This window comes from Marinobacterium jannaschii DSM 6295 (assembly GCF_000620085.1).
In the GTDB taxonomy this organism is placed as follows: domain Bacteria; phylum Pseudomonadota; class Gammaproteobacteria; order Pseudomonadales; family Balneatricaceae; genus Pontibacterium; species Pontibacterium jannaschii.
In genome coordinates this window covers 75,531-97,510 of the sequence record NZ_JHVJ01000018.1, presented here as the reverse complement: position 1 = coordinate 97,510, position 21,980 = coordinate 75,531, and the positions used below count along the sequence as shown (strand labels likewise).

The window sequence follows — 21,980 nt, the reverse complement described above, 5'->3', positions numbered from 1 at the left end:
CCTGAGAGGGAACGTTTTAATTCAGCAATCGAGTGTCAGTCCATTATAAAGACAGTAGTTAAACAGACCTATACGAAATTTTATTCAATAACATGGCGTTATGAAATAAGACTAAACAAAAACACGCCCTTTTTCCGCTCCGGTTCAGTCCCCCGTTGTACGCAGCAGTTGTTGCAGTTCGGGTATGCAGGAACCGCAATTGGTACCACAGGCCAGTTTGTCGCCCAGTGCTTCGACATCGCTACAGCCCTCTGCGATCGCCCCTTCGATCGCCCGGCTACCGACCTGGAAGCAGCTACAGACCATAGCGCCGCTGTCGGGCTGATCACAGGCTGTCGCACTCAGCAGGTAACGCAGATGATCGCTGTCCAGCTGTTCTCCGGCGAACAGGCTATCGAGCCAACCCAGCTCAGGAAACTGATCGAACGGCAGTATCAGTAGCAGCCACGCCAGTTGCCCGTCCTCAAGCGCCGCCGCGCGGAACTGTCCGGCAGCCGGATCTTCCAGGGTCAGGTCCGGCGTCCCCAGCAGCTCCCGGCAATACTCCGGCCAGTCTGCCACATGCTGCTTCCCGGCCAGACGATAGGCCTGTGAGTATGGTTGCGGAATCCGCGCCCAGTAGTCGGTTGCCAGTTCAGGGCGAATATCGCGGGTAATCAGCAGCCCCTGCCACTGCTCGGCCAGCGGCGTCAGCTCGACGGTGCCATGCTTGGATTCCGGCTGGCCGGAGAGCGGATCGGTCGCCGGTTCAAGCAGGGTCCCCATGCAGCCGTCACTGCTGAACATCCGGTTCCAGTGCATCGGTACAAAGAGTTCGCCGACCCGCTGGCCTTCACTGATACAGGCCCGGCCGACAAAGCGACTGGCCGCGCCGAGGGCGGCATTACCCAGGGCCACCAGCTGCCCGTCGACAATCCCCCGGCGGGCGGCATCGGCGGCACTGATCTCGACAAAGGGTTCACAACGGTGCTGGAACAGACGGGCACTCAGACCGGTACGGGTCATGGTGTGCCACTGATCGCGGATACGGCCGCTATTGAGGATCAGCGGGCGCTGCCGATCCGGTTGCTGCAATGCCGCCCGGGGTTTGATAGTCACAAAGCGGGCCCGGCCGGAGGGGGTATAGAAACGGCCATCGGCAAACATCCGCGCTGTGCCATCCGGTCGCTCAGCGTTAACCGGCCACTGTACCGGCGTCAGGCTTTCATACTCCGCGGCTCCGATATCGGCAAAAGCGCCGATATCGAAATCACGGCTGCCATTGTTCTCGAAGGCAGACAACGCCGCGTGTTCGCGGAAGACCTCAAAGGGGGCGGTATAAGCAAACTGCTCGGCAAAGCCCATTTTCCGGGCGACCTCGGTGATGATCTGCCAGTCATGGCGCGCCTCCCCCATCGGAGGCAGCAGTCCCCGCTGGCGAGAGATACGTCGCTCTGAATTGGTCACAGTGCCATCCTTTTCACTCCAGCCGGTGGCTGGCAGCAGGATATCGGCATAGGCGGCGGTGTCCGTGGCAGCGACGCAGTCTGAGACCACCACCAGCGGACAGGCCTGCAATGCCCGCCGGACCTGCGTAACATCAGGCAGGCTGACGAGGGGATTTGTGCCCATGATCCAGATCGCCCGGATCTCGCCGCGCTCGATAGCCTGAAACATCTCCACCGCCTTGAGGCCGTTCTGCTGCGCCATACTGGGTGCCTGCCAGAAGCGCTGCACCCGATCGATGCTCTCCTGCTGATCGAAATCCATATGCGCCGCCAGCTGGTTCGCCAGGCCCCCGACCTCCCGTCCTCCCATAGCATTGGGCTGGCCGGTGATGGAAAACGGTCCGGCCCCCGGACGGCCGATGCGGCCGGTCGCCAGGTGGCAGTTGATAATGGCATTGCAGTTGTCGACACCGCTGCTGGACTGGTTAATCCCCTGTGAATAAAAAGTCACGGTCTTGTTGTGTGCTGCAAACCAGCGATAGAAACAATGCAGATCCTCCAGTTTCAGATCACAGCCTTGCGCAACGGCCTGCATATCGCCGGCGCTGCGGTCAGCCTCCAGCAGGGCCGCGCCAAAGCCTTCGGTATGCTGCTCGATATAGTACTGATCAAGCTTGTCGTGACCGGCCAGGTAACTCAGCAGGCCATTAAACAGCAGGGTATCGCTGGCGGGCTTGATCTGCAGGTGCAGGTCGGCCAGTTCACAGGTGGCGGTGCGGCGCGGATCGATCACCACGACTTTCAGGTCCGGATTGTGCAGCCTGGCTGCCTGCATGCGCTGAAACAGCACCGGATGGTTCCAGGCCGCATTGCTTCCCACCAACACCAGCAGGTCGGCCTGCTCCAGGTCTTCATAGTTGCAGGGCACCGTATCGCTGCCAAACGCCCGCTTGTAACCCACCACGGCCGATGCCATACAGAGGCGGGAATTGGTATCGATGTTGGCGGTGCCCAAAAAGCCCTTAATCAGCTTATTGGCGACATAATAGTCCTCCGTCAGGATCTGCCCCGACAGATAGAAAGCCACCGAATCCGGGCCATGCTCTTCGATAGTGCGCGCAAACCCCGCCGCGACCTGATTCAGTGCATCGTCCCACGAAGCTGGCCGGCCATGAACCTGCGGTGTCAGCAACCGGTTCTCTGCGCTTAGGGTCTGCGCCAGCGCGGTGCCTTTGACACAGAGACGCCCCTGGTTTGCCGGATGCTCCTTGTCCCCGGAAACGGCCTGCAAAGCCCCTTGCCGTACATCAGCCTCAACGCCACAGCCCACGCCACAGTAAGGACAGGTAGTTTTACAGTTCATTGCCGCCTCCCACAAAAAAAGGGCCCGACGCCGCTACGAATAACGGTGTCGGGCCCCATTGCCCAGATATAGGTAAAAGATAGTCAACCCGTCAACACAGCGAAGTCGCTGTGCTATCAGCAGTACTCTGCAGTACCAACAGGATTCAATACAGGGCTGAAGCAAGTGGCGTGCCAGCATTCTGGAACGGTCTTTGCAATATCCCCGTATCCTTATGGGGAAAGCAACGATGAAAACACCGAAACTCAATGTTCTGCTGATCGACGACCAACCCGAACGGATCAGTACCCTGAGACAGGCACTGGACCGGCTCGGCCACAAAGTGGTCAGTCAGCTGCCGTCGGCCAGTGGCCTGAGTAGCCATGTCGAGCGCAGCAAACCGGATATCGTGATTATCGATATGGATTCTCCCGACCGCGACACCCTGGAAAGCATGGCCGCCATGAGCCAGAACCATCCGCGACCGATCGTGTTCTTTGCCGAACAGGAGCAGAACGCTTCCAACATCAGTGCCGCCATTAATGCCGGCGTCAGCGCCTATATTGCCGATGGCCTGCAGGCCGACCGGGTCAGGCCGATCATCGAAACAGCGATCGCCCACTTCAACAGTTACCAGCAGCTGCGGACCGAGCTGGAGCGCACCCGGGACAAGCTGAATGAACGCAAGGTGGTGGAAAAAGCCAAGGGCCTGCTGATGAAACAGCATGGCTGCGATGAAGATCAGGCCTATAGCATCCTGCGCAACCTTGCGATGGACCGCAGTCAGAAGCTGGTCGATGTGGCCTCCAACGTGATCGATATTCTTGAGCTGACGGCGGGCAAAACCGACAGCCGGACCAAGAGGTAGCATGATGTACTCAGAAACCTGTGAAAAAACGGACTTAAGACTGGGCTTTATCCCGCTGACGGATTGCGCGCCTCTGGTGATCGCGAAGGAGCTGGGCTTCTTCGAACAGCAGGGCCTCAATGTCACTCTGGAACGGGAGAGCAACTGGGGCAGCATCCGCGATAAGGTCAGTTACGGACTGCTTGATGGCGCCCAGATGCTTTCGCCTTTACCGCTGGCTGCCACCCTGGGCCTTGGCACCCGCGCCGTACCGATGCTGACCGGACTGGTGCTGAGCTACAACGGTCTGGCGATCACCCTGTCGCAACAGCTGATTGAGCGCCTGCGCGAACAACAGGGGCTGACGAGTCTCTGCCGGCCGGCGGACACCGCCCGGGCACTGAAAGGCTATATCGAATCCGGAGCCCGCCCCCTGACACTGGCCACGGTGTATCCCTACTCCTGCCACTACTATCAGCTAAACAACTGGCTGCGGGACAACGGCATAGAACCGGGACGGAACCTGAAACTGATCCCCCTGCCCCCCTCCCGGATGCTGGAGACACTCAGCGATGGCGCTATCGACGGTTACTGCGTCGGCGAACCCTGGAATACCCTGGCCGAGCTGCACAATGTCGGTACCGTGGTGGCTTCAGGCCATCAGCTCTGGCCCGGGGCGATCGAGAAGGTATTTGGCGTCACCCAAAACTTTGCAAGCACCCATGCAGTGAGCCACCAGGCCCTGCTGCAAAGCATCAGCCATGCCTGCCAGTGGCTGGGAGAGGGCCGGAACCTGCCTCAGATGCGCGAGCTGCTGGCCAGGCCGCAATACCTCGGGAAGAACAGCCTGACCACTGAGTTTAAGCCGCAGCTGGAAGTCCGTAGCCAGTTCTGGCAGCAGGGCAACCGGCCCGATCCGGCCTATGCCGGTCAGTTACTGCAGCAGATGCAGCAACTGGGACAGTGGCAGGGAGAAGACCCTGAGGATATCGCACAACAGGTATACCGCCCGGACCTGCTGGAAGAGCCCGGCTGAAACCAGCAGCACCAGAAAGGCTCCTGCGGGAGCCTTTTTTCTGCACCAGATTGTCCCCCGGCAGCGCCGGCCCGCACCAATGCTGCACCGCAACACTGCGTAAAACAATCTAACCCTCGCTATAAATTCATATAAAACTTATAAATATTAATAAGTTAAAAACAGTGGCACGTTATACGCTTTAGCTATATCAGATCCGCCAGTGCAGGCGCGGTCAGAAAATAAAAACAGACTTTATCTGTTGGCAATGGCGCCAGAACAGTCTCCCCGCTCAGGGGAGATCAGTTCAGGCGCTTTTTTTTGTCTGAAATTCAGGGGGAAATGATGACTAAAGTGACACAGACACTGTGGACGGCAATCAAGGTCGCCACGCTGGCAACGGCAATCGGCACTCAGATCAGCGCAATAGCCGCCATTGGCGAACCAGAGAAAGAAGATCTGAAATTCGGCTTTATCAAGCTGACCGACATGGCACCGCTGGCGATCGCCTATGAGAAGGGTTACTTCGAGGATGAGGGGCTCTATGTCACCCTGGAAGCCCAGGCCAACTGGAAAGTGCTGCTCGACCGCGTGATCGACGGACAACTGGACGGCGCCCATATGCTGGCCGGGCAGCCACTGGGTGCCACCATCGGCTTTGGCACTAAGGCCGATATCATCACCGCCTTCAGCATGGACCTGAACGGCAATGGCATCACCGTCTCCAACGATATCTGGCAGCAGATGAAGCCGAATATTCCCAAGGATCCGGACGGAAAACCGGTACACCCGATCAAGGCAGATGCCCTGAAGCCGGTCGTGGAAAAGTATAAGGACCAGGGCAAGCCATTCAATATGGGGATGGTGTTTCCGGTCTCTACCCACAACTATGAACTGCGCTACTGGCTGGCGGCTGGCGGTATCCACCCCGGTTACTACGCCCCGCACAAAGGCGATACCTCCGGTCAGATCGATGCCGATGCGCTGCTGTCGGTAACCCCGCCACCGCAGATGCCTGCGACGATGGAAGCGGGCACCATCTACGGCTACTGCGTCGGCGAACCCTGGAACCAGCAGGCGGTGTTTAAAGGCATCGGCGTACCGGTGGTGACCGACTACGAGATCTGGAAGAACAACCCGGAAAAGGTGTTCGGCGTTTCCAAGGGCTGGGCCGAGAAATACCCCAACAGCCATATCCGCGTGGTGAAGGCGATGATCCGCGCCGCCAAGTGGCTGGATGACAACAACAACGCCAACCGCCCTGAAGCGGTCGAGATCCTCAGCCGCTCCGAGTATGTCGGTGCCGACTATGACGTCATCGCCAATTCAATGACCGGCACCTTCGAATATGAGAAAGGCGACAAACGTGAGGTCCCTGACTTCAACGTGTTCTTCCGTCACAACGCCACCTATCCCTACTACTCCGATGCGATCTGGTACCTGACCCAGATGCGCCGCTGGGGTCAGATCAGCGAACAGAAACCGGACAGCTGGTATATGGATATCGCCAGGAAGGTATACCGTCCGGATATCTACGCCACAGCCGCCAGGGAACTGATCGAGGAGGGCCTGCTGGCCAAATCCGATTTCCCGAATCTGGAAAGCGAGGACGGTTTCCGCGCCCCCCAGACGCACTTTATCGACGGCATCACCTATGACGGCCGCAAGCCGAACGACTACCTGACCAAGTTCAATATCGGCCTGAAGAACAAAGACCAGATCTGATCAACGCCATACAGGGGACGGCTCTGCGCCGTCCCATCAGGGAGAAAACTATGCAACCTCTGGCACAAAAACTGGCCACGATTCAGTGGCTCAGCCTCTGGATCGACAACCCCAAAGCCGCCGGCCAGAACCTGTTAAAGCAACTGCTGCTACCGCTGATCGGCCTGCTCGCCTTCCTCTTTCTATGGGAGGTCGCGGCGAAGAATATCCATACCTCGCTGGGCCAGTTTCCCGGCCCGACTCAGGTCTACCAGCAGAGTATCAGCCTGGTTAAAGAACACCGCGCCGAGCGCCAGAAAGCAGAGGCCTTCTACCAGCGCCAGGAAGCACGTCATGCCAAGAAGCTGGCCAAGAACCCGGATGCCAAGGTCAAGATCCGCCCCTATACCGGCAAGCCGACCTTCTTCGACCAGATCGGCACCAGCCTGATCACCGTGATGGCGGGCTTTATCCTCGCCTCACTAATCGCTATTCCGCTGGGCATTATGATCGGCCTCAACAGCTCGCTCTATGCCGCCCTGAATCCGCTGATCCAGCTGTTTAAGCCGGTCTCGCCGCTGGCCTGGCTACCGCTGGTGACGATGGTGGTCAGCGCCCTTTATGTCAGCGACGATCCGATGTTCGCCAAATCCTTTATCACCTCGCTGTTTACCGTCTCGCTGTGCTGCCTCTGGCCCACCCTGATCAACACCGCGGTCGGTGTCTCCGGCGTCAGCAGCGACCTGCAGAATGTCTCCAGGGTGCTGCGCCTGGGCTGGCTGACCCATGTCACCAAGATCGTCCTGCCCTCCTCGATTCCGCTGGTTTTTACCGGCCTGCGGCTGTCGCTGGGGATCGCCTGGATGGTACTGATCGCCGCCGAGATGCTGGCGCAGAACCCGGGTCTCGGCAAGTTTGTCTGGGATGAGTTCCAGAACGGCAGTTCCCAATCGCTGGGACGGATTATGGTCGCCGTACTGGTGATCGGCCTGATCGGCTTCGTGCTCGACCGCCTGATGCTGCTGCTTCAGCGCCGGATTTCATGGGATAAGAGCGCGGTGTTGCGCTAAATCGGGAGACAGGACAATGAATACCAAACATCTGGAGATATCCGGGGTCGATATTGAATTCCCAACCCCGAAGGGCCCTTTTAAGGCGCTGGATAACATTAACCTGAAGATTGCCGAGGGCGAGTTTGTCTCGCTGATAGGCCACTCCGGTTGCGGCAAGTCCACGGTACTGAACATCGTCGCCGGACTCTATCAGGCCACCAAAGGCGGTGTGCTGCTGGATGGCAAAGAGGTCACCGAGCCAGGCCCCGAGCGCTCCGTGGTGTTTCAGAACCACAGCCTGCTGCCCTGGCTCAGCTGCTATGAGAATGTCGAACTGGCAGTGAAGCAGGTTTTCGGGGGCACTAAGTCCAAAGCTGAGATGAGAGAGTGGATTCATCACAACCTGGAGCTGGTGCATATGAGCCATGCTCTGGATAAGCGGCCCGACGAGATCTCCGGTGGTATGAAGCAGCGTGTCGGCATCGCCCGGGCGCTGTCGATGCAACCCAAGGTGCTGCTGATGGATGAACCTTTTGGTGCACTGGATGCACTAACCCGGGCACATCTGCAGGACTCCCTGATGGAGATCCAGAAAAGCCTCAACAACACAGTGATCATGATTACCCATGATGTGGACGAAGCGGTACTGCTGTCTGACCGCATCGTGATGATGACCAACGGTCCGGCCGCAAGCGTCGGAGAGATCCTTGAGATCGACCTGCCTCGTCCGCGCGATCGCATCCAGTTAGCCGACGATCCCCTCTATAACCGCTACAGACAGGCGGTTTTAAGCTTCCTGTACGAAAAACACAGCAAGCCCGATGTGCCACGTTCAGCGCCTCAGGCAACGGCCAGTGCCGCCCCGGAAAAGCAGGCTGACCGGCAGGAAAAAGTACTGAAAGAAGACCCTGCTGGCAGTCGCGAGGATGCGGCCTGAAGCGAAATAAAAAGTTGGCACGCTGAATGCTTTAACCCTGTCAGCAAAAATAAAAATAACAAAGCTGCCTGGGATTGCCCGATATCGGGCCTGACCAGATTACTGCTTAAGCACCCATAAAAATAACAAAGCGCCTCCGCCAGCAGTGGGCCGGCGCACTGAAGCTTCTCAAAATCCGGGCTCCGGGCTTTCAGAGGCGATCAGTGAAACGACCCAAGGCTTAGGGGGATTCCATCACAGCCGACGTTACAGGCGATGGAATTCGGGACTGAGTTTCCCACAACGCCGCAACAATAAAAATAAGACACTGCAAGGCGTATAGGATCGACGGGCAATGATGCACCAGAGCTGATCCGGCTTAAAAGATGACGCACCCGATTTGAACAAAGGCGTTCAGACAGTCCCTTGCGGGGGGCTTTCTAACGCCTTTTTTGTTTTTTGAAATAGAGGCCACCCATGAGTGACAGCAAACTGAACCTGTTTTCCTTTACAGGAAAGATGAAGATCCTGCACCTGAGCTGGATCGCATTCTTCATTACCTTCTTTGTCTGGTTTAACCACGCCCCGTTGCTGGGATCCATCGCGGAATCCCTCGGCCTGAGTAAATCTGAAATCAAGACCCTGCTGATCCTCAACGTGGCGCTGACCATACCTGCCCGAGTGATTATCGGCATGCTGACCGATAAATTCGGCCCGCGCATCGTCTATGCAGCGCTACTGGCGCTGGCCAGTATTCCCTGCTTTGCCTTTGCCCTGTCACAGGACTTTGCCCAGGCGGCGATCTCCCGCTTCCTGCTGGGCTTTATCGGTGCCGGTTTTGTGGTCGGTATCCGTATGGTCAGTGAGTGGTTCCCGGCCAACGAGCTGGGTACCGCCGAAGGGATCTACGGAGGCTGGGGTAACTTCGGTTCCGCCGCCGGTGCCATGCTGCTGCCCACCCTGGCACTGCTGTTTGGCGGTGAAGATGGCTGGCGCTATGCGGTCGGCCTGACCGGTGCCATGAGCCTGCTGTTCAGTGTGATCTGGTACCGCAGCGTGACCGATACGCCAAAAGGCTCCACCTACTTCAAGCCGAAGAAAATTGGCGGCCTGGAAGTCACCAGCAAGGGCGACTTTATTTTCCTGCTGATCATGAAGCTGCCGATGTATGCCGCACTGGCCCTGCTGACCTGGAAACTGTCTCCGGCCGGCGTCAGCATCTTTACCGACAATATTGCCAATATCACCTACCTGATTCTGGGCCTGATCCTGATCTACGATTGCTACAGCGCTTATCAGGTAAACAAGGAGATCTTCGAGAAGCCCGTACCGGAAAACCAGCGCTATAAGTTTAAGCAGGTAGCGGTACTGAACGTGCTCTACTTCGCCACCTTTGGTTCCGAGCTGGCGGTGGTCTCGATGCTGCCACTGTTCTTTGCCGAGGTCTTCGAGCTGGATATGGTCTACGCCGGCCTGCTGGCATCCGCCTACGCCTTTATGAACCTGATGTCCCGTCCGGGTGGCGGCTGGATCAGTGACCGCTTCGGCCGCAAGAAGACCCTGCTGATCCTCACGGCCGGACTGGCGGCGGGCTATGCCCTGATGTCGATGATCGACAGTAGCTGGCCGCTGGCACTGGCGGTGGTGATGGCGATGGCCTGCTCGTTCTTTGTGCAGGCTGGCGAAGGGGCTGTGTTTGCCGTGGTACCGTTGATCAAGCGCCGCCTGACCGGCCAGATCGCCGGTATGACCGGCGCCTACGGCAACGTCGGCGCAGTGTTCTACCTGACGGTGTTGTCGATGGTGAGCTATCAGGTGTTCTTCACCGTGATCGCCGCCACGGCCGTGCTGGGTTTCCTGGCCCTGCTGCTGCTGGAAGAACCCAAAGGCCATATGGTGGAAGTGAACGAAGATGGCAGCGTCGAGCTGATCAAAGTGAACTAAACCCTCATTAAACTCAACCCTCAGTGAACCTAGCCCTCACTGAGTCAGGCCCTTAGCAGACAGAAAGTGCTAAGCAGCAAATCGGAGGAGCGCCACCGGCCGCAATGCGGCCGGTGGCTTTGACGTTATGCAGACTCAACTCAAGTTACGTTTTGGCGGTTGTTCGGTCGGAGGCATCAAGGCCCTCAATCAGGATGCCTTTGCGGCGAAGCTGGCCACCGGCCGCGAACTGGAATTCAAGGGCGGCGCGGCAGTGATCGCCGATGGCGTCAGCAGCTGTGCCGACTCCCATATCGCCAGTCAGACCAGCGTCACCAGCTTTATCGAGGACTATTTCAGTACGCCGCTGAGCTGGAGTGTGAAGCATTCGGTATCGCGGGTGATGCACAGCCTCAACCGCTGGCTGCACCAGCAAAACGCCACCTCTGCACGGGAGAAAGACAGCATGCTCTGTACTTTCTCGGCGGTGGTGGTGAAATCCACCAGCCTGCACTGCTTCCATGTCGGCGACTCCCGCATCTACCACCTGCACAACGGCCAGCTGGAGCAGCTGACCCAGGACCATACCCGCACCGAAGCCGGTCGCAACTACCTGGCCCGGGTGCTGGGTGGTGACAGTGATCTGAAAGTGGATTACCACGGCTGTCCGCTCAGCGAGGGGGATCGCCTGCTGCTCAGCAGCGACGGCCTGCATGAATTTCTCAGCCCGCAGCAGATCCAGCAGCAGTTGCTCAAGGGAGGCTCCGATCTGGAGCAGTGCGCCCGCGACCTGGTGCAGGCAGCGCTGGATAACGGCAGCGACGACAACGCCACTGCCCTGCTGATCGCCGTCGACCAGTTGCCCCGGGAGACGCTGGATGAGAGCCACCAGCGTCTCTCGCGCCTGCCGGTTCCGCCGGTGATGAGGCCCGGTAACCGTATCGACGGCTACGAGGTGCTGGATGTGATCTTCAGCGGTACCCGCAGCCATATGTATCTGGTGAAGGACTGTGACAGCGGCGAACAGTTTGTGCTCAAGGCCCCGTCGGAGAACTTCAGTGAAGACCCGCTCTACCTGGACGGCTTTATCCGCGAGGAGTGGGTCGGCCAGCGCATCAGCCATATCAACGTGATGAAGACCTTCGAGCCGAAACAGCCCAAGCGTTTCCTCTACTATCTGGGGGAGTACATTCAGGGCGAGAACCTGCGCGAGTGGATCAACGATAATCCGCAGCCTCCGCTGGAAACGGTGCGCGCGCTGGTCAAGCAGATGGTACAGGGGCTGCGCGCCTTCCAGAGGGCGGATATGGTGCATCAGGACCTGAAGCCGGAAAACATCATGATCGACCGCGATGGCCGTATCAAGATCCTCGATTTCGGTACTGTCCTGATCGCCGGTGTGGAGGAGATCGCCTCGCCGCTGGATAAGTCGGTGCCCCAGGGCTCGGTTAACTATGTGGCACCGGAGTATCTGGTGGGTGAAGCAGGCAACTTCCGTTCCGACCTGTTCTCACTGGCGGTGATCTGCTACGAGATGCTGACAGGCGCCCTGCCCTTCAAGGAACCCTCAATCAAACGCGTTAAACTGGACCACTACAACCAGCTCAACTACATCCCGGCACTGCAGCAGCGCAGCGACCTGCCGCTGTGGGTGGAAGGCTGCCTGCACAAAGCGCTGCAGCCCAATCCGGCCCACCGCTATGATGCCCTGTCAGAATTCCTGCAGGACCTGACCCAGCCCAACCCGGCACTGGAAGCCCGTATCAAACGCCAACCACTGCTGGATCGCAACCCGATCCGGGTGTGGCAGGGATTGTGCCTGATCCTGCTGCTGCTCAATCTGCTGCAGCTGTTGATCCGCCCCTGAAGCGCAGCCCGATCGGCATTATCCCCACCACCCTCGGGTAGTCAGTGGCTCCTCAGCTGCTCAGCCAGCTGGGTCAGCCCCTGCTGGCACTGTTGCATCAGCAACTCCATCACCGCCGAAGCCTGCTTAAAGTAGTCTTGCGACGCTATCGTCGGCAGGTCGACAATCACCTGGTGACGCAGGGTACTGAGCAGTTCGCCCAGGGCGCTGCTGACCTGCACCGACTCCTGTTGACTCATATAGTTGCTCAACCGGTTGTGCAGGAAGTTCAGCCGGATCTTATCCACGCTGCTGCAGCTTCCGGCCGCCGTCACCCCGGTACCCAGCGCCCGGGCCTGACCGATATATTCCGCCGTACTCAGCAGTTCCTGCCAGAGATACGCTACCTGCTTCTCATCCTGTCGCAGATGATGCAACTGATGATTCTCAGCACAGTCTGCAATCAAGTTGAGGAGGTGGGTGATGATACGATTATGCTGCTTCAGGCTGGCATCGGCGCCCAGCTGCAGGTAACTGTGCTCCAGACGGCTCCAGTGACCCTGGATTCCGAGCCAGATACCGGAGAGGTGTATCCAGACCCCCTTCCGGTTGAGCAGGTCGAGCTGCTGCCCGATCTGCTGCTGTAGCTGGGCAATACGCGGCCGGGCCGAGTCATCGCCATGCAGGTAGCCGTTGCTCAGGCCCCGGTGCTGTTGCAGCAGGGCCAGCAACTGGCAGAGCTGCTGCATCCATTCGATACCTTCGATATAGCGGCGGCGCGTGCGCCGCTGCATCAGGTGATAGCTCAACGCCAGTGTCACCAGAACCAGCATCAAGAGTACAATCACCAGAGTCGCGCTATTCCATGTCCCGTCCATCTACTTCTCTCCCTCTGTCTCAGTTTGCACCATGGCATGCAGGTGCCGGGCAACTTCTGCGGTCTGCGTTGCCCGGTATACGTTTTCGCCAGCCCGGGTGGCCACTTGCTCGATATGGTGCGAAATCTCCTGTGCCGCCACAGCCTGCTGCGACGAAACCGCAGCAATCGCAGAAATCTCACCGGCAACCTGATCGGAGGCATCGACGATCTCACTCAGGGAATCGAATGCCATTGCCACACCACTAAGACAGGTTTCGGAACGCTCGACCATCTGAGCCATATGGCTGGCGACCTGCTCCATATCCCGGGTCACCACTTCGGTCTGTCGGGTGATGCCCTGGGCTGAGTCATGGCTGCGTTGCGCCAGCGCCCGCACCTCGTCGGCCACCACCGAAAAACCACGACCATACTCCCCGGCCCGGGCGGCTTCGATCGCGGCATTCAGCGCCAGCAGGTTAGTTTGTTCGGCTATCTCGCGGATGATGCAGGACATCGATACCACCGAACCCAGGCTGCCGCCGAGCTGACGAATCTGTTCGCCGGTCCGGCAGGACTCGGCAGATACCGATTCGGCCTGCTGCCGGGTATCCTGCAGCGCCCGATATCCGGCATCACATAGCTGACGGGCACTCTGTGCCGCATCCCGGGTGGTGCTGATCCGTCCGGCGACCTCATCGGTGCTCTGGCTGATCTCGGTCGCCGCAGCCGCCGCAGCGGTGGTCGCCTCGGACTGATGCCGGGAGTGGCTGACGACCTGGGCTGCATTCACGGACAGCTCCTGTGCGGAATAGCGCATCTCGGTGAGGGTCGCAGCCATCGCGTCCCGGCGGCGATCGAGCAAACGCAACAGATCATCAAGTCCAGCCTGAAGATCACTCAAAGGCCCCTTAACCGATTGCTCAGATCTCTCGAAACCCGTCTCTGTCGCCGCAATAAGTAACGCCTTGAGGGCCAGATGATCACTACGGATTGCGCGCAGCAGGCCCAGCGCAAACAGTATTGCGACGGCTAGCAACAGCAGGGCTTCGTCTGTCAGCCCTGCCGCACCCAAGCCGATCCCCAGTGCAGCGAGCACGGCCGCCAGCCAATAGCCCCCCTGAATCCCCAGTGGTTGAAGATATTTGTACATATACTGCGATTCCTTGATAGATCAGGGCGGCCGCTTGACCCGCAATGCCCACACCGGAGGCATTAAAAAAGGCGCTCATTGGGCGGGACCTTAATAGATCCGCCGAATGAGCGCCTTTGCTCTGCTGAATGAACCCCAGCCTGGTCATCATCTGAATTGCCCCGGTTTTTCGATCAGTCTCGATTTCCTGTCAGGTCAAAGAGACAAAGCAAAAACCGGGCCAAATCACTAATCGCATTGAATTCAACACGAAAACCTACCTAATCAATAAAAACCCATTCAACAACCGAGCGTCCATGGTGCGTCAAAAGCGGGCAACTGCACCACGGTCAACCAAGGGCTAATGGCTGCGACCTTGGTCTCAGGCTAGGATCAGCACCCGACAAAAATAAAAAGGACGTCCTATGTATCAGTTAAAAACCGGCATAAAAGCCCTGGTCGATCAGGCCTTCAGCGAGATTGAAACCCTCAGCCCGGCACAAGCAGTTGCCCTCTACGGCGATGATGATGTGCTGTTTATCGATATTCGCGACATACGTGAACTGCAGCGCGAAGGCCGCATTCCCGGCTCCTTCCATGCCCCTCGCGGCATGCTGGAGTTCTGGGCCGATCCGGACAGCCCTTACTTTCACGAACGCTTTGCCTGCGGCAAGAAGCTGGTACTGCATTGTGCCAAGGGATGGCGGTCGGCTTTGGGAGCCAAGGCCCTGCAGGATATGGGCGTGCCCCGAATCTGCCACTTCGATGGCGGCTTTAGCGCCTGGAAAGAGCTGGGCGGCGCTATCGAAGAAAAGCAATAACAACCAGGGATATTCCTGCCGGAGGTTGACCCAGCGCAATCTCCACAACAAATTCGCGACCTTACCTGCAAATTCCGGCGACCAATCTAAACTGGTTATAACGTAGTTCTTAATCCTGCAGTCAGAACAACGTGTCAGATTGTCCGTTTAGTAACGCCAGCTTATGCAGGGAAGCATCAAATGATTGAGACTCAGCAACAAGCCGCTCTGTCATCGCCATCAAACGGCCCTTCAGGCCACTCTTCACTCAAGAAAACAGTGACCACCTGGTTTCTGATGCTGGCGCTTCTGCCAATGGCGCTGGTTGCCTGGATCAGCTACGAACAGGCCAGTCAGGCCCTCAGCAAGACCACCGCAGACCAGCTGAAGAAAAGCGCCCGCCTGCAGGTCGACTTTATCCGCAACTGGTTCGACTACCGGTTTATGGATCTCTCTATCCAGGCGGATGCGGTCAGCAACCGGACACTCCTCAGCAGCCTCTCAGAAGGCCTGCACTTAAGTGGCCTCAGTCTGGTCGATTACGTTAACAGCGAGGACTGGCGGCAACGTAGCCAGATCGATAACGACCTGCCCGGAGTAAAACAGCACTACGACTATATCTACGACCTGTTCCTGATCGATGTTAAGGGTAATATTCTCTACAGCGTCGCGGAAGAGGCCGACCTGGGGACCAACCTGTTCTACGGCCCGCTGTCCCATACCCGCTTTGCCCGCACAGTACGATACAGCCTGAACGAGGGACAGGCCCGGTTTTCCGACCTGGAACGCTACGGCCCCTCAGACCACCAGCTCGCGGGCTTTATCAGTGCCCCGCTTCGATCCGAGAACAGCGAAGTCGTGGGTGCCGTCGCGATTCAGATTCGCTTCCAGCGCATATTCAAACTCCTGAGCCATAGCACTGATCCCGAAGTTTCGCTCACCCACTATCTGACCGGAGAAGACGGTCTGCTGCGCACCGGTATCGGCGAACGGCATGACCTGGTGCTGCACAAGGCGATCCACACCGCGGAGTTTCAGCGCTACCAGTCAGAGCGACAGGCCGACAACCCCGGGACAGGCCACACTGAAGCCTTCAGCTATCCAGGACCCGATGGCAATCAGGTGATAGGGATGCATCATGAAATCCAGCTGCCCGGCGTCAACTGGATACTGTTCAGCGAGATAGACCGGGCAAAAGCCCTCAGTTCCGTTACCCGACTGAGCCAGCTTATCGGTGCGCTGGCGGCGCTAACCGGCATCTTTGTCATCGTCCTTGCCAGCATAAAAGCACGTAAGTTGTCCGGGCCGCTGATAAAGCTGGTGAATGCCACCCAGGCCGTCACGCGCGGCGAACTGGACACCCGGCTTGATATTACCAGCAACGATGAGGTCGGCCAGCTGGCCCGAGCCTTCAATCATATGACCGAAGCCCGGCAACAGCACGAGCTGGAGCTGCGCAAAAGCCACCGCAAGGCAGAGCAGGCCCTCTCCACCCTGGCAGAACAGCAGTTCGCCTTCGACCAGCACGCTATCGTGGCAATTACTGACACCCGCGGCACTATCACCTTTGCCAACAAACGCTTTGAAGAGATCAGCGGTTACAGCGCCGACGAACTGGTCGGCCAGAACCACCGGATCGTAAAATCCGGTCATCATGATCAGGCATTTTTCCGTGACCTCTACCACACCATAGCCCGCGGAGACGTCTGGCACGGCGAGATCTGCAACCGGAATAAGCGCGGCGACCTGTACTGGGTCGACAGTACGATCGTGCCGTTTAAAGGAGACGACGGGAAACCGAAAAGCTATGTCGCCATCCGCACCGATATTACCGAAAGCAAACTGGCGGAGCAGCAGTTACAGGAGGTGAACCGCCGCATGGCACTGGCTGCAGACGCCGCCGGCTTTGGTATCTGGGACTGGAATATTGTGGAGAACCAGCTGATATGGGATGACTGGATGTACCGGTTATACGGCATCACTGCCGAAGAGTTTCACAACGACTATGACAGCTGGGCTCGTCAGGTCATGAAAGATGACCTTGAACGGGCAGCCGGCGAAGCGGAAAAAGCCCTGTGCGGCGAACAGGAGTTTGATACCGAGTTTCGCGTTAATCACTCCGATGGCAGCGTACGCATTATCAAAGCCTGCGCCACGGTCGTTCGTGACGAAGAGGGGTCGCCGCAGAGAATGGTCGGCATTAACTTCGATGTGACCGAACGCCACCAGCAGGAAGTCGCCCTGATAGAAGCGAAGGCGACGGCAGAGTCGGCTAACCGCTCGAAGAGTGAATTCCTGGCCAATATGAGCCATGAGATCCGCACGCCGATGAATGGCATTCTCGGCATGACCAACCTGTTGCTGGAGACCCCGCTCGATGAAAACCAGCTCAACTTCGCCCAGAACGTAAAACGCAGCAGTGAAAGCCTGCTAAGCATCATCAATGACATTCTCGACTTTTCCAAGATCGAAGCCGGTAAGCTGGATATCGAGTTTCTCGATTTTGAAATCGGCGGCCTGATCGAGGACATTGCCATTACCTTTGCCGACCAGGCGGAATCAAAGCAACTGGAGTTTCTCTGCCCGGCCAACCCGGCAACCCATTGCTGGCTTAAGGGCGACCCCAGCCGTATCCGCCAGATCCTGATCAACCTCGTGGGGAATGCCCTGAAGTTTACCGATCAGGGCGATGTTCTGGTGAGGTACTACTGCCAGCCATCCGGCAATAACCGCAACCGGATCCGGATCGAGGTTGAAGACAGTGGCATCGGCCTTAACGACGAACAGCAACGTCAGCTGTTCCAGCGTTTCAACCAGGCCGATAACTCCACCACCCGAAGATATGGCGGCACGGGACTGGGCCTGGCCATCAGTAAACAGCTCTGTGAAATGATGGGAGGGAGCATCGGGGTAAACAGCCAGGAGGGCCAGGGATCAACCTTCTGGTTTGAACTGGAGCTTGAGCCTGCGGAAAAACAGGATTCCTCACCGGCCCCCGCCCTGCTGGACCAGCAGAGGATTCTGATCGTGAACAGCAACAGCAGCCAGTGCCGGCTGATGGGAGCCATCCTTGAAAACTGGCAGGTGCAGCATAGCGGTACCGACAATGCTCAGGCGGCATTGGAGATGTTGCATCAGGCCGCACAATCAGGCCAGCCATACAGCGTCGCTATTATCGGCCAGCAACTGCCGGATATGGATGCCGTTAAACTGGCAGAGACCCTACGCGCCGATCCGCTACTACAACAGACCCGTGTCATCCTTTATACCTCACAGCCGGAACAGGCCCGGACAGCGAACCCCGACAGTCCCTTTACCGGCTACCTGAACAAACCGCTGAACCAGACCGAGCTGCGCTCCCTGCTACTGAAGGTAGCGAACCTCGACCGGGACGAAGAGCATCTGATTACGCCGGCCCGCAAACAGGCGGTAGACTTCAGCAATATCCATGTACTGGTGGTGGAAGACAATACAGTCAATCAGATGGTCGCCAAAGCCAACCTTGAACGGTTGGGTATCGCGACCGATATCGCAAATAACGGCCAGGAAGCGGTCGATGCGGCACGCGAATTCCACTACGACCTGATCTTTATGGACTGCCAGATGCCGGTGCTGGACGGGTATGAGGCCACCCGCATGATTCGCAGCCTTGCCGACTCCAGCAATGCCGGTGTGCCCATTATTGCCATGACGGCTAACGCCATGCAGGGCGACAGAGAACGCTGCCTTGAAGCGGGAATGGACGACTACCTGAGTAAACCGACTTCACCGGAAAAACTGGAAAATACGCTGAAACAATGGATACACCGATCGGATACGGCGGCGCCCGCCCCTGCCAGGGAAATGTCCAGCCATTTAACAGGAGATGAAGAAATGGGTATGTCCGTCTTTGATATCAGCACACTTGAAGAGCAGGTGTCATCTGACTATCAGCTGATTCAGGCGATTATCGATGCCTTTTTACAGGAGTTGCCGGAGCAGCTGGCCCAGCTCAGACATAGCCTGAGTGAGGATGATACAGAAACCGCAGCCCGTCATGCCCACAAGGCTAAGGGTACCTGTCTGACCATCGGTGCAATCGCGCTCAGTCATTTGGCTCTGGAAATAGAGCTGACCTGTAAGGAGGGGAACAGCGTAAAGGCAAACCAGCTGTTGCCGGAGGCCGACCGCCAGTTTAAGGTCCTGACATTACAGATCTCCAAGACCCTGACACAACAGTGCTCAGAAGCCTGAGCGGAGTCAGCCAACCATTGGATAACCTTCGCCGCCGGATAAGCCGATGATAAAACACCCTCAGGTCCTGCTGTTACTGCTGCTCTCCATGCTGGCAGGCTGCAGTGAAAAAGGCTTCTACACCGGCCTGCAGTCCAGCCATCAGCAGGCATGCCTGCGGGCACCTGACCGGGAGGCCTGCCTGGAAGGTTCAGATATGAGTTATGAAGAATACCAGTCCGGCCGCCGGCAGGTGACCCGGTAGCGGCCGAAGCATAGCAATTACAGATTAAAGCGGGGCTGGCAAAGGCGGCCCCCGCCGACAAGTCGCCGGCAGGGGGCGTTACAGACGAATCACTCGCTGCGCAGGCGATCCAGGTGCCGGGCGACTTCGCCACTGGCCTGTTCCATGTCACTGAGGCTGGCCGCTGCCGCAGGCAGATCGCCTTTCCGCGCAGCTCTCAATGCCTCGGCACCGCTCTCATGTACCTGACGGTGTGGCTGCTCCAGTGAACGGAAGGCAGCATCGTCGCTGTAACGGTCCCGTCCTTCACCGCGATAGTACCAACCGCCCAAACGACAGGAGTGGTGATCCGCCAGTGAATCGAGTAACGAAAAGTCCTGACGGACAATCGCTTCATAGACCGAGTTTTTCCATGCCACATGATCCATCTTCACCGTTTCGATAAAGGTGTCCATGGCACTGCGGGTAATTACGTCGCTCATCGATTTCGACAGATCCACCACCTGATGCACGGCATTACGGATCTGTTCGGCAGAAGCCACCACTTCGCTGGACAGGTTCTGCACCTGACCAATATCTTCAGACGCCACCTGAGTCTGCGACATGATCTGCCCGACCAGGTTGTTAATTTCGTTACTGGCTTCGCTGGCCTTGCGGGCCAGGTTGCGCACTTCGTCTGCGACGACGGCAAAGCCACGACCACTGTCTCCGGCACGTGCCGCTTCAATCGCCGCGTTCAGCGCCAGCAGGTTAGTCTGGTCGGAAATATCACGGATGACGCCAACAAACTTTTCAATATTCTGTGACACGCCCAGCAGATTCTGTACATTGGCATTACCACTTTCGGAACGCTGCTGAATCTCCGCCACGTGATCAAGAATATGGCTGACTGCCGTTTCGGTCTCATCGAAAATACCGAACGATTCCGACATGCGCTCTTTCTCGTTCGCCATGTTGGCTGCGGCATGGGCAATCGCCTCACGGACATCAGAGACCAGACGACCGCCCTGTACCCAGACCGAAGACAGATCAGTCTGATCAGCGGAGTCTGCCAATTGCTGCTCCATCTCGACCACACGTCGGGTCAGACTGCCGTTGTCATCAATCAGACGCTGGTTATCCCGCTGCAGCGAATGCAGCTCCTGTTCCAGCTCACTGATCTGGGCATGCAACTTTCCTGAAAAAAACATCCTTTATCCTCACTCGCCGGCCACTAATATCATCCGCCCGCGCACGGGTTGGCTATAAAACGTGCCCCATGATAAGAGTTAGTGCTGATAGCAGCATCGCCCAAATTTCTTATGATCAGCGGCTCCTCACCCGCATTATCAGGCGTCGTCCTGACTTTTATGAGGCTTTTCTATCGTTCTGATTCGCAATTAAGATCGATTTGATCTCCCGGCGTCATAATCTGTCGTTATTTATCATCACGTCCCCTCGCCATACTGCTGAGCGACCATCCATCATTGATCCGGATCAATAAGACCAGAATTAATCGTTATTTAAAATATCCGTGAATCCCTAGCATCAACTCATCGCAAAACAACAATAAATTCAGATGAGGTGACAGATGATTATTGATGTCGATTGCCATAACTACTGGTGCAGTGCCGAAGTACTGCTGCCTTATATGGACCCGTTTTTTAAGGATTATTTCGTTCGTGGCGAACGCACCGGCCCAAAGGGCGCCTTTCCCCATGCGCACCGGCCATGGTTCCACCCGGAGGGCTTCAAGCGTGCGGATATCGATCCGCAGAGCGAAGCTGAAAACTACCAGATCATGAAATCGAAGCACCTGGATAAGTACAATATCGATTTCGCGATACTGACCGGCGATGAAAGCCTTGAAGCTTCCACGCTGGCGAACCCTTACTATGCCAACGCGCTGGTTAAGGCTTATAACGATTACCAGATAGAAGAGTGGCTGCCACTGGATGACCGCTTTGTCGGCTCCATCATTATCGCGCCCCAGGACCCACATTTAGCTGCAGAAGAGATCCGCCGCCTCGGCCACCACCCACGGATGGTACAGGTACTTGCCTCGCACGGTGCCAGCCGGCCATACGGTGACCCGTTCTACCACCCGATCTTCGAAGCCTGTGCCGAGGTCGGCCTGCCCTTCGCCATGCATCTGGGCGGTCAGGGTGGGATCAACTCCAACCCGATCGGCGCCGGGCCAACCACTTTCTTCTGGGAGACCCATGCCATCCTGCCACAGACAGCGATGACCCATGTGGCCAGCATGATTGCCCAGGGCGTATTCGAGAAATGGCCGGAGCTGTATATGGTGGTGATCGAATGCGGCGTGGCCTGGGTACCGAGTGTGATGTGGCGTCTGGATGCCAACTACAAGGCGCTGCGCAAGGAAACCCCCTGGCTGAAGAAGCTGCCAAGCGAATATTGCCGTGACCATATCCGCTTCACCACCCAGCCACTGGAGCGGCCTGCCAACCTGCAACACCTCTGGTCGACGCTGGAGGCAATGGATGGCAAGAACACGCTGATGTTTGCTTCCGACTACCCGCACTGGGATCAGGACGATGTGAATGCCCTGCATATTCCGCCGGACTGGCGTGACAATGTGCTCGGCGGCAACGCCCTGCAGGTATACAAGCGTATCCAGACCATCGTTGACAGCAAAGCGGCATAAGCCCGGCACAGGAG

The 21,980-nt window shown here is 57.6% G+C and carries 15 protein-coding genes; 11 read left to right on the top strand and 4 right to left on the bottom strand.

Going from position 1 to position 21,980, the window contains the following annotated elements; all coding sequences use genetic code 11:
• Window positions 1–144: 144 nt before the first annotated feature.
• A complete protein-coding gene (locus Q354_RS0110755; protein WP_027857604.1) occupies window positions 145–2,790 on the bottom strand; it encodes a nitrate reductase in 2,646 nt (881 codons plus the stop codon).
• Window positions 2,791–3,019: 229 nt separating this feature from the next.
• Between Q354_RS0110755 and Q354_RS0110750 the strand changes: the two genes are divergently transcribed.
• From Q354_RS0110750 to Q354_RS0110720, 7 genes are all read left to right on the top strand, one after another.
• Window positions 3,020–3,637 (top strand): ANTAR domain-containing response regulator, encoded by a 618-nt coding sequence (locus Q354_RS0110750; protein WP_027857603.1) that lies wholly within the window; start codon window positions 3,020–3,022, stop codon window positions 3,635–3,637.
• 1 nt (window position 3,638) lies between these two features.
• On the top strand, window positions 3,639–4,652 hold the full coding sequence (locus tag Q354_RS25425) for a CmpA/NrtA family ABC transporter substrate-binding protein (protein WP_051560056.1): 1,014 nt from the start codon (window positions 3,639–3,641) through the stop codon (window positions 4,650–4,652).
• A gap of 321 nt (window positions 4,653–4,973) precedes the next feature.
• Window positions 4,974–6,356, top strand: a complete 1,383-nt coding sequence (locus tag Q354_RS0110740; protein ID WP_084332552.1) for a CmpA/NrtA family ABC transporter substrate-binding protein — start codon at window positions 4,974–4,976, stop codon at window positions 6,354–6,356.
• A 50-nt stretch (window positions 6,357–6,406) separates the two neighbouring features.
• Window positions 6,407–7,405, top strand: a complete 999-nt coding sequence (locus Q354_RS0110735) for an ABC transporter permease (RefSeq protein ID WP_084332551.1) — start codon at window positions 6,407–6,409, stop codon at window positions 7,403–7,405.
• A gap of 16 nt (window positions 7,406–7,421) precedes the next feature.
• Entirely contained in the window at window positions 7,422–8,324 is a 903-nt protein-coding gene (locus Q354_RS0110730; protein ID WP_027857600.1) for an ABC transporter ATP-binding protein, read from the top strand.
• A 456-nt stretch (window positions 8,325–8,780) separates the two neighbouring features.
• Window positions 8,781–10,247, top strand: coding sequence for a NarK family nitrate/nitrite MFS transporter (locus tag Q354_RS0110725; protein WP_027857599.1), 1,467 nt, complete (start codon window positions 8,781–8,783; stop codon window positions 10,245–10,247).
• A gap of 127 nt (window positions 10,248–10,374) precedes the next feature.
• Window positions 10,375–12,093 (top strand): bifunctional protein-serine/threonine kinase/phosphatase, encoded by a 1,719-nt coding sequence (locus tag Q354_RS0110720; protein ID WP_027857598.1) that lies wholly within the window; start codon window positions 10,375–10,377, stop codon window positions 12,091–12,093.
• 41 nt (window positions 12,094–12,134) lie between these two features.
• On the opposite strand, the gene Q354_RS27380 is transcribed toward Q354_RS0110720, so the two are convergent.
• Together Q354_RS27380 and Q354_RS27375 are read right to left on the bottom strand one after the other, a co-directional pair.
• Complete coding sequence (locus Q354_RS27380; RefSeq protein WP_027857597.1) at window positions 12,135–12,950, bottom strand: nitrate- and nitrite sensing domain-containing protein; 816 nt, start codon at window positions 12,948–12,950, stop codon at window positions 12,135–12,137.
• On the bottom strand, window positions 12,951–14,081 hold the full coding sequence (locus tag Q354_RS27375) for a methyl-accepting chemotaxis protein (RefSeq protein WP_051560055.1): 1,131 nt from the start codon (window positions 14,079–14,081) through the stop codon (window positions 12,951–12,953).
• A 404-nt stretch (window positions 14,082–14,485) separates the two neighbouring features.
• Here Q354_RS27375 and Q354_RS0110705 point away from each other — a divergent pair, with 404 nt between their 5' ends.
• The 3 genes from Q354_RS0110705 (at window position 14,486) to Q354_RS25410 (ending at window position 19,337) form a co-directional block, all read left to right on the top strand.
• Window positions 14,486–14,881: a rhodanese-like domain-containing protein gene (locus Q354_RS0110705; protein WP_027857596.1), complete on the top strand. Its 396-nt coding sequence runs from the start codon at window positions 14,486–14,488 to the stop codon at window positions 14,879–14,881.
• 180 nt (window positions 14,882–15,061) lie between these two features.
• Window positions 15,062–19,093: a response regulator gene (locus Q354_RS0110700; protein WP_084332550.1), complete on the top strand. Its 4,032-nt coding sequence runs from the start codon at window positions 15,062–15,064 to the stop codon at window positions 19,091–19,093.
• A gap of 46 nt (window positions 19,094–19,139) precedes the next feature.
• Window positions 19,140–19,337 (top strand): hypothetical protein, encoded by a 198-nt coding sequence (locus Q354_RS25410; RefSeq protein WP_036229430.1) that lies wholly within the window; start codon window positions 19,140–19,142, stop codon window positions 19,335–19,337.
• An 89-nt stretch (window positions 19,338–19,426) separates the two neighbouring features.
• Here the strand turns inward: Q354_RS25410 and Q354_RS0110690 are convergent, their stop codons facing one another.
• A complete protein-coding gene (locus Q354_RS0110690; protein WP_027857594.1) occupies window positions 19,427–20,506 on the bottom strand; it encodes a methyl-accepting chemotaxis protein in 1,080 nt (359 codons plus the stop codon).
• Between the two features lie 380 nt (window positions 20,507–20,886).
• Here Q354_RS0110690 and Q354_RS0110685 point away from each other — a divergent pair, with 380 nt between their 5' ends.
• A complete protein-coding gene (locus Q354_RS0110685) occupies window positions 20,887–21,966 on the top strand; it encodes an amidohydrolase family protein (RefSeq protein ID WP_027857593.1) in 1,080 nt (359 codons plus the stop codon).
• Window positions 21,967–21,980: the final 14 nt, after the last annotated feature.

Excerpts from the sequence above, each read along its gene's own strand:
- Q354_RS0110685 (WP_027857593.1), top strand. The coding sequence starts at position 20,887 with ATGATTATTGATGTCGATTGCCATAACTACTGGTGCAGTGCCGAAGTA.
- Q354_RS0110705 (WP_027857596.1), top strand. The coding sequence starts at position 14,486 with ATGTATCAGTTAAAAACCGGCATAAAAGCCCTGGTCGATCAGGCCTTC.
- Q354_RS0110735 (WP_084332551.1), top strand. The coding sequence starts at position 6,407 with ATGCAACCTCTGGCACAAAAACTGGCCACGATTCAGTGGCTCAGCCTC.
- Q354_RS27380 (WP_027857597.1), bottom strand. The coding sequence starts at position 12,950 with ATGGACGGGACATGGAATAGCGCGACTCTGGTGATTGTACTCTTGATG.
- Q354_RS0110700 (WP_084332550.1), top strand. The coding sequence starts at position 15,062 with ATGATTGAGACTCAGCAACAAGCCGCTCTGTCATCGCCATCAAACGGC.
- Q354_RS0110730 (WP_027857600.1), top strand. The coding sequence starts at position 7,422 with ATGAATACCAAACATCTGGAGATATCCGGGGTCGATATTGAATTCCCA.
- Q354_RS0110755 (WP_027857604.1), bottom strand. The coding sequence starts at position 2,790 with ATGAACTGTAAAACTACCTGTCCTTACTGTGGCGTGGGCTGTGGCGTT.
- Q354_RS0110750 (WP_027857603.1), top strand. The coding sequence starts at position 3,020 with ATGAAAACACCGAAACTCAATGTTCTGCTGATCGACGACCAACCCGAA.
- Q354_RS25425 (WP_051560056.1), top strand. The coding sequence starts at position 3,639 with ATGATGTACTCAGAAACCTGTGAAAAAACGGACTTAAGACTGGGCTTT.
- Q354_RS25410 (WP_036229430.1), top strand. The coding sequence starts at position 19,140 with ATGATAAAACACCCTCAGGTCCTGCTGTTACTGCTGCTCTCCATGCTG.
- Q354_RS0110690 (WP_027857594.1), bottom strand. The coding sequence starts at position 20,506 with ATGTTTTTTTCAGGAAAGTTGCATGCCCAGATCAGTGAGCTGGAACAG.
- Q354_RS0110720 (WP_027857598.1), top strand. The coding sequence starts at position 10,375 with ATGCAGACTCAACTCAAGTTACGTTTTGGCGGTTGTTCGGTCGGAGGC.
- Q354_RS0110740 (WP_084332552.1), top strand. The coding sequence starts at position 4,974 with ATGATGACTAAAGTGACACAGACACTGTGGACGGCAATCAAGGTCGCC.
- Q354_RS27375 (WP_051560055.1), bottom strand. The coding sequence starts at position 14,081 with ATGTACAAATATCTTCAACCACTGGGGATTCAGGGGGGCTATTGGCTG.
- Q354_RS0110725 (WP_027857599.1), top strand. The coding sequence starts at position 8,781 with ATGAGTGACAGCAAACTGAACCTGTTTTCCTTTACAGGAAAGATGAAG.